Origin of the sequence: Rivihabitans pingtungensis (genome assembly GCF_003201855.1) — a bacterium.
GTDB lineage: Bacteria > Pseudomonadota > Gammaproteobacteria > Burkholderiales > Aquaspirillaceae > Rivihabitans > Rivihabitans pingtungensis.
Map to the genome: position 1 here is coordinate 1 of NZ_QJKI01000003.1, position 13,316 is coordinate 13,316.

Here is a 13,316-nt window from a genome sequence, read left to right on the forward strand (position 1 = left end):
ATGGCGGGCATGGTGATTTCCTCAGCGGGGTTGTGCTGTCCTGTATGCAGCGGCTGTGCCTATTATCTGTTCAGATCATGGTGACTGGCTACTAGCGCTGCGCGCGGAATGTTGAGCGAGGCTGGCAGCAATGCTTAGCGTCGCTCACCACACCCAGCGCAGCGCGCCTGGCGAGGCGTGCGGCCGCAGACAGTACAAGCAGTACGGCAAGGCCGCGCAACGACGCCAGGCGGGTTTGGTGAGCGGCGCTTACTGCGGAATCATCCCCGTCAGGTAATACGCCTGCACATAGGTGATGATGCCCACCATGGTGGCAAACATCAGGCTGTGCTTGACGGTGAAGCGGAACAGGTCGGACTCCTTGCCCACCAGGCCCACAGCCGCGCAAGCCACGGCGATGGATTGCGGCGAGATCATCTTGCCGGTCACGCCGCCCGTGGTGTTGGCCGCCACCAGCAAGGTGTCGGACACGCCAATCTGGTGCGCGGTGGTGGCTTGCAGCGAGCAGAACAGCGCGTTGGACGAGGTGTCCGAACCGGTCAGGAACACGCCCAGCCAGCCCAGGAACGGCGAGAAGAACGGGAACAGCGCGCCGGTGCCAGCCAGCACCAGGGCCAGGGTGGACGACAGGCCGGAGTAGTTGGCGACAAAGGCAAATGCCAGCACCATGCCAATCGAGTAGATCGGGCGCTTCAGCTCCAGCACCACTTCCACAAAAGTGCGGGCAGCTTCGGCCGGCTTCATGCGCAGCAGGGCGATGGAAATCAGCGCGGCGATCAGGATGGCGGTGCCGGTGGCCGACAGGATGTCCAGCTTGTAGATCGCCTCGTAGGGCTTGGCGCTGGCCACGATCGGGGCGGCCTTGATCACCAGATTATGCAGGTGCGGCACTTCCCACTTGAACACCAGGCCAGCCAGCGGGCCGCCCTTGTCGAACAGCATCTTGAACGGCTTCAGGCTCCACACCGTGACCATGGCGGTCAGGATGATGAACGGGGTCCAGGCCTTGAACACCTGGCCGCCGGTAAAGCCCAGCGCCGAACCGGCCTTGCCGCTGCGCGGCACGCAAATGCCCTTGGTGGTGCCGTCGTTGGCAAAGCGGAAGTTTTCTTTCGGGTGCCACACTTTCAGGAACACGGTCAGGCAGATCAGGCTGACCAGGGCCGAGGTGATGTCCGGCAGTTCCGGGCCAACATAGCTGGCGGTAAAGAACTGGGTCACGGCAAACGAACCGCCGGCCACCAGAATCGCCGGCCAGGTCTGACGGATGCCACGGAAACCGTCCATCATGAACACCAGCCAGAACGGCACGATCACCGACAGCAGCGGCAGTTGATGGCCAGCCATTTTGCCGATCAGGAACGGGTCAATGCTGGTCACCTTGCCGGCCACCAGAATGGGGATGCCCATGGCGCCAAACGCCACCGGGGCGGTGTTGGCGATCAGGCACAGGCCAGCGGCGTACAGCGGGTTGAAGCCCAGGCCGACCAGCAGCGCGGCGGTGATGGCCACCGGGGCGCCAAAACCGGCCGCGCCTTCCAGGAAGGCGCCGAACGAGAAGCCCACCAGCAGCATTTGCAGGCGTTGGTCTTCGGTAATCGACAACACCGAGGCGCGGATGATGTCAAATTGCCCGGTTTTGACCGTTACCTTGTATAGGAACACCGAGCAGACAATGATCCAGGCAATCGGCCACAGACCGTACAAAAAGCCATAACCCGCGGCGGCAAACGCCATGTCCACCGGCATTTGATACACCAACACGGCAATCGCCAGGGCGATGGCCACGGTGATGGTGCCGGCCACATGGCCTTTCATGCGCAGCACCGCCAGCGCGATAAAGAAGAAAATGATCGGCAGCGAGGCCACCAGCGCCGACAGGCCCAGGCTGCCCAGCGGCGCGTAGATTTGCGTCCAGGTTTCCATGAAACAATAGTCCTCCGCGCAGCCCCGAAATGGGGTTGCGACACGATGAAGTGAAGTGTCCGGCCGGGTGGGCCGAAGGAGTGCGCAAGGGCCGGCTTTGCCGTCGGTGACGGCGGGGCCAAGCCTGCATCCTCGTGCGTTGCCGGGGTCAGCGGGCAACGTCCGGGCCTGGGCGACAGCGGCTCAGGGTGGCTGAACCGGGCCGTCAGGCGCCTGGCGAGGCGGCGCTAGCGCAGCGGGGCGGTCGGTGTGGGCATGTTTTCTCCTCAGCGGGTTTGTGGGCCGGCTGGCTTGCGCCGTCGGTCTCTTTACGCGGCGCATCTTTTCCCTGAAGGGTTTGGGTGCGCCGCTTTTAATTCACGCGCCGCCTGGACGGCGCGCAAGGTGTTGCAATATCTCAGGCCGGGTCGCTACAGGCGTCCAGCAGAGCTTCGATGCTTTGGTAATCCACGCCGGTGTGCGTGGTCAGGCCAATCTGACAGGTGCGGCTCATCGACACGCCGTGCGCACAGCCGGCCGGCAGTTGCAGGCGCTTGAGGCTGTTGGCGTTCAGCTCAGGGGTGGTGAAGCCCTTGTCGCCGGCAAAGCCGCAACAGGCGATGTCCGGCACGCTCAGCTGCGTGGCGCAGCGGCGCGCCAGCGCGGTGAGCTTGCCGCCCACGCCCAGCTTGCTGGCGCTGCACGGCACATGCAGGGCCAACTGGTCGAGCTGACGGGTAAAGCTCAGCCGTGGGGCGATGAATTCACTCAAAAAGCTGGCGGCGTCGTACAGCTTGAGCCGGGCGTCCACCCGGCCTTCGCGCTGGGCGGTAATCAGCCGCTCGGCGCAGGGGCCGTTGTCGATGTACACCGGGATGCGGCCGTTGTCGCTGGCGGCCAGCAGCGCCTTGGCGGTCTGGCTGCTGGCCAGCTCGGCGGCGTCGGCAGCGTTTTTTGAGTCAAACGGCTGGCCGCAGCACAGCGCGTCCAGATTGTCCGGGTAGCGGGCGGCAAAGCCGGCCTTGGCAAACAGGCTCAGCGTGTGTTCGGCCACGCTGGCAGCGCCGTCGCGGCCTTCGGCCAGGGTGCGATTCACGCAGCTGACGAAGTACACCACCGGCTCGCCCTGCGCCGACGGCGTGGGCAGGCGGCGGGCTGGGCCGGGCGCGCCCAGCGGCACGATGGGAATGGTTTTGAAGGTGTGATGCAGGCTGCGGTTCAGCGCTTGCACCGCCGGCTTGCCCAGCAGTTTTTGCGCGCTGGCGCGCACGCCCAAGCCCAGCCGCGCGCCAGCGGTGAGCAGACGCATATGGCCGGCCGCCCAGCGCGCCGCATCCGGGCGCGGGCTGGCGCCCTTGAGCTGCTTCATCAGCGTGCCGGTGTTGATGCCCACCGGGCAGCGGGTGGCGCACATGCCGGTGGCGGCGCAGGTGTCGATGCCCAGATAGCGATACTGGCTTTGGTGGCTGCTCAGCTCGGCCGGCGCTTCGCCGCTGCGCTGCAAATGGTTGATGCGCCGCCACAGCACAATGCGCTGGCGCGGGGTCAGGCTCAGACCGTTGGACGGGCAGGCCGGCTCGCAAAAGCCGCACTCGATGCAGCGGTCCACCAGCGGGTCGGCCGCCGGCATGGCCTTGAGGTTTTCCAGGTGCAGCTGGTCGTTGTCGGTGATGATCACGTCCGGGTTGAGCACGCCGTGCGGATCGAACAGCTTTTTGATGTCGCGCATGATGGCGTAGGCGTCGCTGCCCCATTCCAGCTCGACAAACGGCGCCACATTGCGGCCGGTGCCGTGCTCGGCCTTGAGCGAGCCGCCAAACTCCACCGCCACCAGCTCGCTGACCGCGTCCATGAAGTCGTTGTAGCGTTTCACCTCGGCGCTGGAGTCAAAGCTCGGGGTGAACACAAAGTGCAGATTGCCTTCCAGCGCGTGGCCAAAAATCAGCGCCTCGTGGTACTGGTATTGGTCAAACAGCACGGTCAGCCGGCGCACGCCCTCAGCCAGGGCTTCCACCGGGAAGGCCACGTCCTCGATCACCACCGTGGTGCCGACCGGGCGCACCGCGCCCACCGCCGGGAACAGGCCCTTGCGCACTGCCCAGTAGGTTTCACACACCTGGCTGTCAGTGGAGAAACCACTGTTCGCCGCCGGGGCAAAGCCAGCCACGCAGGCGTCGATTGCCGCCATTTGCTCGGCCAGCGCCTCGGCGCTGGGCGCACGGGTTTCGATCAGCAGCGCGGCGGCCGACGGGCCAATCTCGCCATATAAAAAGTCCGGTAGGCCAGCTTTGTTTTGCACGGCGCGAATGCCCCGGCTGTCGATCAGCTCGACGGCTTCTACCGGCGCATCGGCCTTCAGCGCGGTCACCGCGCGGCAGCACGGGTCCAGCTCGTCAAACAGCACCAGGCAAGACGCCTTGTGCGGGTAGTCGGGCACGGTGTCGAAGGTGATGCTGCTGATAAAGCCCAGCGTGCCTTCCGAGCCGATCATCACATGGCTGAGCATGTCCACCGGGTCGGTGAAGTCCAGCAGGGCGTTGATGCCGTAGCCGGTGGTGTTTTTCAGCCGGTATTTGTGGCGGATTTTCTCGGCCAGCGCCGGGTTGCCGTGAATGCGCGCCGCCAGCGCCGACAGGCCATCCAGCAACGCAGCATGGCTGGCGCGAAACGCCGTCACGCTGGCGGCGTCGCCAGTGTCCAGCACCGTGCCGTCGGCCAGCATCACCCGCAGCGCCGACAGCGTGTGGTAGCTGTTTTGCGCGGTGCCGCAGCACATGCCCGAAGAATTATTGGCCGCCATGCCGCCAATCCGCGCGGTGGCGATCGAGGCCGGATCAGGGCCGATCTTGCGGCCCAGCGGGGCCAGGGTGTTGTTGGCGTGCTGGCCAATCACCCCCGGTTGCAGGCGAATGCGCGCGCCGCCGTCCAGCACTTCCTGGCTGGTCCAGCCGGCGCCCAGCGTCACCAGCACCGAATCAGTCACCGCCTGGCCAGACAAGCTGGTGCCAGCAGCGCGGAAGGTCACCGCCACGCGGTGCTGGTGGGCCAGCGCCAGCAGGGCGGCGATTTCGCTTTCGCTGTTCACTTGGGCGACGATCTTGGGCACTAGCCGGTAAAAGCTGGCGTCGGTGCCGTAGGCCAGGGTGCGGGTAGGGTCGGTGATCAGCCGCGCCGGGTCGATGTGGGCGGTCAGCTGGTCATAAAACGCCTGATATTGAGCGGGCAGCATGCGGGCTCCTCAACGGGACGACTGGCGCTGGCGCACCAGTTCGTGCAGCGATTGCTTGGCCGGGGTCAGCGGCGTGCGGTGAACCGTCCAGCCCAGCTGGCGGCGCGGGGTGAACACACGCAGGCGGGTGGCCAGCCAGCTGAAGGCGCGGTACAGCGCCGGGCGGCTGTACACCGTGCGCCACAGCGACCACACCCGCGCCAGTTGCGGCGAATACGCCGCGCCTTGACCAGCCAACGGATGCGGGACTTTTTCTTCCGGGTCGCGCGCGGCTTCTTCGCGCAGGCGCATCAGCATTTCCGGGATGGGAATGCGCACCGGACACACTTCGCCGCAGGCCCCGCACAAGCTGGAGGCGGTGGGCAAATCCTGGGTGTCGTTCAGGCCAAGCATATGCGGCGAGATGATCTTGCCAATCGGGCCGGGGTAGACCGTGCCGTAGGCGTGGCCGCCAATGCGGCTGTACACCGGGCAATGGTTCATGCAGGCGCCGCAGCGGATGCATTGCAGGGTTTTGCGCAGCTGTTCGTCGGCGTAGGCTTGCGAGCGGCCGTTGTCCAGCAGCACCAGATGCACCTCGCGCGGGCCGTCTTTTTCGCCGGGCTGGCGCGGGCGCGAGATCATATTGAAATAGGTGGTGATGGCCTGGCCGGTGGCCGAGCGCGGCAGGATGGAATACAGCGGAATCACGTCGCTGAGTTTTTCCACCACTTTTTCAATGCCGGTGATGGCGATGTGCATGTCCGGCACGGTGGTGCACATGCGGCCATTGCCTTCGTTTTCCACCAGGCACAGCGTGCCGGTTTCCGCCACGGCAAAGTTCACCCCGGAAATCCCGACATCGGCCTTCAGATACATGCCGCGCAGGGCATTGCGGCCCAGCTGGATCAGCTCGTCCACGTCTTCGGTGTACGGCGCGGCCGGGATATTGTCGTGAAACAGCGTGGCGATTTGCGCCTTGGTTTTGTGAATCGCCGGCATGATGATGTGGCTGGGCTTTTCGCCCGCCAGCTGGACGATGTACTCGCCCATATCGCTTTCCACCGCCTGCACGCCGTGCGCTTCCAGATAGTGGTTCAGCTCGGTTTCTTCACTGACCATCGACTTGCCCTTGACCGCCAGCTTGCCGTTGCGGGCGGCGATCAGGCCATGGATGATGGCGTTGGCTTCTTCCGGGGTTTCCGCCCAATGCACTTTTACGCCATTGGCGGTGAGCTGGGCTTCCAGTTTTTCCAGCAACTGGGGCAGCTTGGCCAGGCAGCGCTGGCGCACGGTTTCGCCCAGGCTGCGCAGCGCTTCCAGCTCGTTGTGGTCGGGAAACTGCGCCGCGCGCTTGGCCATCAGGAAGTCCATCGCCCCGCGAAAGCTCTTGCGCAGGTGCGGGTCGTTCACCGCATCGTGGCTATTGGCCTTGAAGCTGCGCGCCGGGTGCACGGTAATCGGATGCGTGCTCATTGGGCGGCCTCCAGTTCGGCAAGGTCGATGTCGTCCGGCACGATGGCCAGCACAATCAGTTCACGCGGGCCATGCGCGCCGTAGGCCAGCGTTTGCTGGATGTCGGCGGTTTTGGACGGCCCGGAAATCAGCAGGCTGTTGGTCGGCAGGCCGTTGGCCCAGCCTTCCGTGCTGACGGCTTGATAAAAGTTTTCGTACAGGCGGCTGGCGTCAAACAGGGCGATGTGCACCGGCGGCACCAGGCTCATGGCGCGCGGCTCGTCGGCGTCTGGCCAGACAATCAGCGTGCCGGTTTCGGCAATGCCGGCGCGGGTGGTGGTGAAGGCGGCGTCCACATCATGAAACAGCTCGGCTTTCCAGTCGTCGATGGGCCGGTCGTAGCTTTTCAGTTGCGGCGGCGTGGCCAGGCCTTGCAGCGCCTGGGCGGCGCGCGCGCCGTGGGCGGTGTTGGGGGCCAGCAGCACATGACGCCAGCCAGCCTGGGCGGCGCGGGCGGCCAGCGCCTGCGGCCAGCTGTCGGCGCGGGTGTAGATCACCTCGGTGTGCACCGCGCGCATCATGTGGCTAAAGTGCGCCAGTCGCGCCGGCAGCGCGTGTTGCAGGGTGTGGCGGGCGTAGTAGCCGGCCACATCGGGCTCGACTGGGGTTTGCGCCGGGGCGGCGGCGCGCAGCTTGCCCAGAATGCGGTCGCGCGCGCTCATGCCTTGCCTCCGGTGCGCTCCAGCAGAAAACTGGCCAGATGCTTGCCGCGAAAGGCTTTGCCATCGTGGGCCAGCTTGCCGTTGATATTCAATAAACAGCCGCCGTCGGCGGTGACGAACTCCACCGCGCCGCTGTCTTGCAGCGCCGCGCTCTTGTCGCTGACCATCGCCCCGGAAATATCCGGGTGGCGCAGCGAAAACACCCCGCCAAAGCCACAGCATTCGGATTCGTGGTCGTGCACCACGCGCTCGACCTGGGCCAGCTGATCCACCAGCGCCCAGCCGTGCACATGGGTGTTCATCTCGCGCCGCGCCGAACACGAGGTATGCACCGCCACCTTGGTGGGCTTGCCCTGGTCGCGCAGTTCAATGCGCAGCACGTTCAGCAGAAAATCGGCAAATTCCACCACCCGACCAGCCACGGCACAGGCGCGCGCCTCGTCGGCGTCGCCGGCAAACAGCGTCGGCCAGTGGTGCTTGATCATGCCGCCACACGAACCGGACGGCACCACAATCGGCCACGGCTGATCAAACAGCCCCAGCTGGCTGCGCGCCACCTCGCGCGCTTCGCCGGGCTGGCCGCTGGTGAAGGCGGGTTGGCCACAGCAGCTTTGCGCCTGCGGAAAATGCACGCGCACGCCTTCACGCTCCAACAGCGTCATGGCGTCCAGCCCGGCTTCGGGCAAGAACAAATCAAGCAAACAGGTGCCAAAAAAATACACATCGCCGGGGCGGGCGGGCGCGGGGGTGGCGTGCATGGGTTGTCTCCCTCTTGGTCAATTGGTAAGACCAATATTTTTCGTGTTCAGTGAATGTAAAATCAAAGACTTCCGTTGTCAACGAAGTTTAATTTAAACCCTTTTCTAGGTGAAGGTAAGGGCGTATCATTGGTAAGACCAATAACTTCTTTTGCGCGCCACCGCTGTGCGCTCTTGATGATTTCAGGGAAAAAACCTGGAATATTCGAACAAAAACGAAAAAACAGCGTTCGTTTTGCGTTTATCCCCCGGTTTTGGCGCAAAACGAAAATCTGTTGCAAGGAGAAGACGACATGCCCACGCCCAGAATGCCTGTTCAACGCGTCAATGTGCCCAAGCTGTCCGACGCCATCATGCACCAGCTGGAAAGCATGATTCTGGAAGGCTCGCTCAAACCCGGCGACCGCCTGCCGCCCGAGCGCCAGCTGGCCGAACAACTGGGCGTGTCGCGCCCCTCGCTGCGCGAAGCCATCCAGCGCCTGGCCGCACGCGGCATGCTGGTCAGCCGCCAGGGCGGCGGCACCTATGTCACTGATCAACTGGCTGCGGCGTTTTCTGACCCCTGGCAGCAACTGCTGGTGGAGCACCCCAACTTGCACCGCGATGTGCTGGAGTTTCGCCGCACGCTGGAAGGCGCCATGGCCGAATGCGCCGCGCGCCGCGCCACCGAACCCGACCGCGAACGCCTGGCGGCGCTGATGGACGAGCTGGAAGTCGCCTACGCCGGCCACGACCTGCTGACGCTGTCGCGCATGGATGTGGCGTTTCACCAGGCCATCGCCGACGCCGCGCACAATGTGCTGTTCGCCCACCTGTCGTCCAGCCTGCTGTCAATGCTGAAAACCCATGTGCGCGACAATATCGCCAATCTGTTTGACGTCGCCCCGGTGTCAGGCCAGCTCCTGGCCCAGCACCGCGCCATCTGGCAGGCCATCCACGAACGCAACCCGCAAGCCGCCCGCGCCGCCGCCGAAGCACATATTGATTTTGTCGATCAGACGCTGAACGTGATCCGGGTGGAGCACGAACGCGAAGAACGCGCCATGCGCCGGGCGCAGGCGGTGGAGAAAGGGTAAGACCAAATGCAAGCCACCACACATAAACCAAGCCAAAGGCATGTTGCCGCGCCGCGCCAGCTCATCCACAGGGACAGTTCACGCTGATGTCTGCGCGTAACTTGTGGCGCCAGGTGCGTCAGCAACTGTATGCCGAGGGGCGGCAATTGATCACCATCCGCCCCAGCGACCGCCCCTGGCAGATGCCGTTTGCCGCGGCGCTGGCGTCTGGTTTGCCCTTGCTGGTGGGGGCAGCGTTTGGTCGGGTGGATTATGGCCTGGTGTCCTCGCTGGGTGGCTTGGTGTTTTTGTACCTGCCGGATACCCCGCTGCACCATCGCATGGTGTCGCTGATGGCCAGTGCCTTTGCCATGATCGCCTGCTACACCTTGGGGATCATCAGCCACCTGCTGCCGGCCGGCATGCTGCTGGCGCTGGCCACGGTGGCCATGCTGAGCAATATGACTTGCCGGTTTTACCAGGTGAACCCGCCTGGCAGCCTGTTCTTTTTCATGGCGGCGGCGATTGGTGCGTATTCTCCGGTCGAGCTGCTGCAAGCACCATTCAAGGTGGGCTTGTTGGCGCTGGGCTGTCTGCTGGCCTGCGTGGTGGCTTTTGTCTACAGCCTGTTTATTCTGTCGCGCCGCCTGCCACGACCGGTGCAGCCTTTGCCACCCGCCAGCTTTGAGTTTGTGGTGTTCGATTCGGTGCTGATCGGCGTGTGTGTGGGAGTGTCGCTGCTGCTGGCGCAGGCCTTGCAGCTGCATAACCCGTACTGGGTGCCGGTGAGCTGTCTGGCGGTGATTCAGGGCATGTCGCTACGTGCGGTGTGGGAAAAACAGCTGCAACGGCTGCTGGGCACCAGCATCGGGCTCTTGCTGTCCTGGGGGCTGCTGGCGCTGCCGCTCGACCCTTGGCGGCTGGCGCTGATGATCATTGTGCTGACCTTTATCGTCGAAACCGCCGTGGTGCGCCACTATGGCTTTGCCGCCATCTTCATCACCCCGCTGACCTTGCTGCTGGCCGAAGCGGTGACGCTGGGGCATGGCTCAGTCAGCGCGCTGATCCAGGCGCGCTTTGTCGATACCCTGCTGGGCTGTCTGGTGGGCCTGGTCGGCGGCGTCTGCCTGCATAGCCCACGCTTTCGCGCCTGGGCCAGCCCGCCGTTGCGACGCCTGCTGACGCCGCAACGGCCACGCCAGGCCGCAGATTAAGCGCAGCTAACAAAACCCAGCGCAGCGCGCCTGGCTAGGCGCACGACCGTAGACAGTACAACAAGTACGGCAAGGTCGGGCAACAACGCCAGGAGGGTTTTGTGAGCGATGCTTAACTGGCCTGACGGCAGCCGGCAAACATATCCAGCTCACGCTGATACAGCGCGGTGCTCACCCCCATCATCCCCAGCACGCTGTGAAACAGATTGTCCTGGCTGTAGCGCTGGCCGGCCTGGGCTTTCAGGCAGTTCAGCGCCGGGCCGCCGTGTTCGCGCCAGCCGGGCGAGAACCAGGCCACCATCGGGATGTGTTTTTGCGCGTCCGGAGCCACCAGATACGGGGTGGCGTGCAGATACATGCCGTTTTCACCCAGCGATTCGCCATGGTCGGACAGATAAAGCAGGCTGCTGTCGATATTGGCCTGCTTTTCCAGCAGGCGGATGGTTTGCGCCAAAAAGAAATCGGTGTAGGCGATGGTGTTGTCGAAGGCGTTGATGATGTCTTCGCGCGCGCATTGTTGCAGCTCGCTGGTGCGGCACACCGGCTTGAAGCGCTCAAACGCTGGCGGATAGCGCTTGTAATAAGCCGGGCCGTGGCTGCCTTTTTGGTGCAGCACAATCACCGCGTCGCCCTTGAGCGCCGCCAGCCGCTCGGGCAGGCCGTCGAGCAGGATTTCGTCAAAGCATTCGCCGTCGCGGCAGTATTTGGCGTGCTGCTCGTCGTAGCGCATCTGTTTTTCTACCCGGTTGCAGACTTCTTTGCAGCCGGAATTATTGTCCACCCACAGCACGGTGAGGCCGGCGCGCTTGAGCACGTCCAGCAGGTTTTCTTCGTGGCGGGCGCGGTCGGTGTCGAATTGCTCGCGCGCCTTGGCCGAGAACATGCACGGCACCGAGACGGCGGTTTCAGTGCCGCAGGACCAGGCGTTGGGGTAGTTGACGATGTCAGTGCGAGCGGCCAGCTCGGGCGTGGTCGGGCGCGGGTAGCCGTTGAGGGCAAAGTGGTCAGCGCGGGCGGTTTCGCCCACCACCAGCACCAGCACGCGCGGCTTGTCGTGCGCGGCGGCGGTTTGCCTGGCGTCCAGGCCAATTTGCTGCAAGGGCTGCGGTTTGGCGGTGACTTTGCGCAGGTAAGAGGTGGACGCTTGCAGGTAATTCAGCGGGGCCAGCGCCATGCGCAGTTCGCGGTGGTTGCGAAACAGCGAGGCAAAGTCCTGATAACCCACCGCGGCAATCGCCGCCAGCGCCAGGGTGGCGATGCCCAGATGCGCCAAGCGCCGACCCAGCCGCCGCCAACCGGGGCGGTATTCCACCGGCAGCTTCCACAGCAGCCAGCATGGCAGCACACCCAGCAGCAGCACGGTCAGCGCCATTTTGACGGTGAGCAGGTCGCGCACTTCGGCGCCGTCGGTTTGCAGGGCGTTGCGCACCATGTCCTGGTCGATCAGCACGCCGTACTGGTTCATGAAGTAACTCACCGCCGCGGTGCTCAGCAGCAAGAGGCCAATCAGCGGCTTGCCCACCCGTGGCCAGACAAACAGCAGCAACACCCAGTAAAAGAAGGTGGTGGTCAGCGCCAGCGCCAGCGCCAGCATTTTCACGCCATGGCCGTCCAGCGGGCTGACAATCTCCCACAGGCGCTGCCAGAACGGCAGGTTGAACAACAGCACCAGCGCCATGGCCACATACAGGGCCAGACGCTCCGGCGACAACGGACGCAGCAATTTCATGAGGACACAACCCGGAAAAAAATGAGAAGAATTATCAGCGCAACCTGCTTAATGCGGGCTTAAGAACCGCACGCCACACCCGGTACAGCCATCCGGGCGACGCGCCAACATAGACAAACCCCGTCGTTCGGCAAGGCCGAAAACAAGGTCAGCAGGACGTTTGCGCGCTGTGCCACGCGCCATCATACGCGCCCCGACCTCAATCCAGATGACGCTGTCGCCAGTCTTGCAACAGCGGTTCAATATCATGCAGGTTGCGCAGGATCTGCCAGTGTCCTGCCGGCGAAGGGCGCATGCCCTGTACACCCGCGCCTCCCACCCACAGCTCGACCTGGGGCGGCAGCAAGCGGCGCAAGGCAGTCAGGGTATCTGGGGGCGCGCCATCGTAGGCTTGTGAGAACGACAACGCCAGCACATCCACCCGGTGCTTGTGTGCGGCCTGGGCAATGTCGGTCAGCGGCAGGTCGGCGCCAAAGGCCAGCACCTCGCAAGCCGACAAACGGAACAAGGCCTCGGCCATCAGCAAGCCCAGCACATGCTGCTCGCCGGCACAGGTAGTCAGCATCACCTTGGGGTGGCCCTGGGGAATGGTCAGCACCGCCAGCGTCTCGCGCAGGATGCGGGTGACTTGCTCGGTGTACAGATGTTCTTCGTGGATTTCGATCTGCCCGCGCGCCCACAGCTCACCCACCAGTTGATTGGCCGGCGGCAAAAAATCACAGACAAAGCTGCGCAGCCCCTGGCTGTGCAACTGGCATTGCAGCTCATCGCGAATGGCGTGGCCTTCCTGGCCTTTCAGCAGGCTTTCCAGCCGGGCGCACACCGCAGGAGCGGCTTCACGCGGGCGGCGCGCCTCAAACAGGCGGGACAACTCTTCGGCACTCAGATGAATGATCTTGCCCGGCCGGAATCCCTGATCCATCAGCCGGCGCACGGCGCGCAGCTTGTCCACCTGTTCGCGCGGGTATACCCGATCCCCCTGGGCATCGCGGGCCGGCTCGGGAAAGCCATAACGGCGCTCCCACATGCGCAGCAAATCCTTGGGGATGCCGGTTTCCCGCTCGACCACGCTGATGGGCAGGCCATCAAATTGGGGTAATCCGGTCAACGTCATGGAGGTTCCTCAGTCGTGCAGGCAATAAAACAAGCGTTGCAGATTATGCCATATTGCCGCCCACCACCGCGCCCGCGTGGCGCGGCATCGCCGTCAGACACGGTAAAACCCCTGACTGACCGGGCCGGCACAATACGATATGCTTGTATTGCACAT

At 64.2% G+C, this 13,316-nt stretch carries 9 protein-coding genes; 2 read left to right on the forward strand and 7 right to left on the reverse strand.

What is annotated here, in order from left to right; genetic code table 11:
* Positions 1–249: 249 nt before the first annotated feature.
* From DFR34_RS03125 to DFR34_RS03145, 5 genes are all read right to left on the reverse strand, one after another.
* Complete coding sequence (locus tag DFR34_RS03125; RefSeq protein ID WP_110389714.1) at positions 250–1,926, reverse strand: lactate permease LctP family transporter; 1,677 nt, start codon at positions 1,924–1,926, stop codon at positions 250–252.
* A gap of 397 nt (positions 1,927–2,323) precedes the next feature.
* Positions 2,324–5,134 carry an FAD-binding and (Fe-S)-binding domain-containing protein gene (locus DFR34_RS03130; RefSeq protein WP_110389715.1) on the reverse strand — a complete coding sequence of 937 codons (2,811 nt, stop codon included), beginning with the start codon at positions 5,132–5,134 and terminating at the stop codon, positions 2,324–2,326.
* Between the two features lie 9 nt (positions 5,135–5,143).
* Positions 5,144–6,589 carry a LutB/LldF family L-lactate oxidation iron-sulfur protein gene (locus DFR34_RS03135; protein WP_110389716.1) on the reverse strand — a complete coding sequence of 482 codons (1,446 nt, stop codon included), beginning with the start codon at positions 6,587–6,589 and terminating at the stop codon, positions 5,144–5,146.
* A complete protein-coding gene (locus DFR34_RS03140; RefSeq protein ID WP_110389717.1) occupies positions 6,586–7,290 on the reverse strand; it encodes a LutC/YkgG family protein in 705 nt (234 codons plus the stop codon). Before DFR34_RS03140 ends, DFR34_RS03135 begins: the two co-directional genes overlap by 4 nt.
* Entirely contained in the window at positions 7,287–8,048 is a 762-nt protein-coding gene (locus tag DFR34_RS03145; protein ID WP_110389718.1) for a (Fe-S)-binding protein, read from the reverse strand. The genes DFR34_RS03140 and DFR34_RS03145 overlap by 4 nt, the downstream gene beginning before the upstream one ends.
* Positions 8,049–8,341: 293 nt before the next feature.
* Here DFR34_RS03145 and DFR34_RS03150 point away from each other — a divergent pair, with 293 nt between their 5' ends.
* On the forward strand, positions 8,342–9,124 hold the full coding sequence (locus DFR34_RS03150) for a GntR family transcriptional regulator (protein ID WP_245906800.1): 783 nt from the start codon (positions 8,342–8,344) through the stop codon (positions 9,122–9,124).
* 86 nt (positions 9,125–9,210) lie between these two features.
* Positions 9,211–10,317, forward strand: a complete 1,107-nt coding sequence (locus DFR34_RS03155; RefSeq protein WP_110389719.1) for an FUSC family protein — start codon at positions 9,211–9,213, stop codon at positions 10,315–10,317.
* 112 nt (positions 10,318–10,429) lie between these two features.
* Here the strand turns inward: DFR34_RS03155 and DFR34_RS03160 are convergent, their stop codons facing one another.
* Complete coding sequence (locus tag DFR34_RS03160) at positions 10,430–12,046, reverse strand: phosphoethanolamine transferase (protein WP_110389720.1); 1,617 nt, start codon at positions 12,044–12,046, stop codon at positions 10,430–10,432.
* 199 nt (positions 12,047–12,245) lie between these two features.
* Entirely contained in the window at positions 12,246–13,160 is a 915-nt protein-coding gene (locus DFR34_RS03165; RefSeq protein ID WP_110389721.1) for a MerR family transcriptional regulator, read from the reverse strand.
* Between the last annotated feature and the right edge of the window lie 156 nt (positions 13,161–13,316).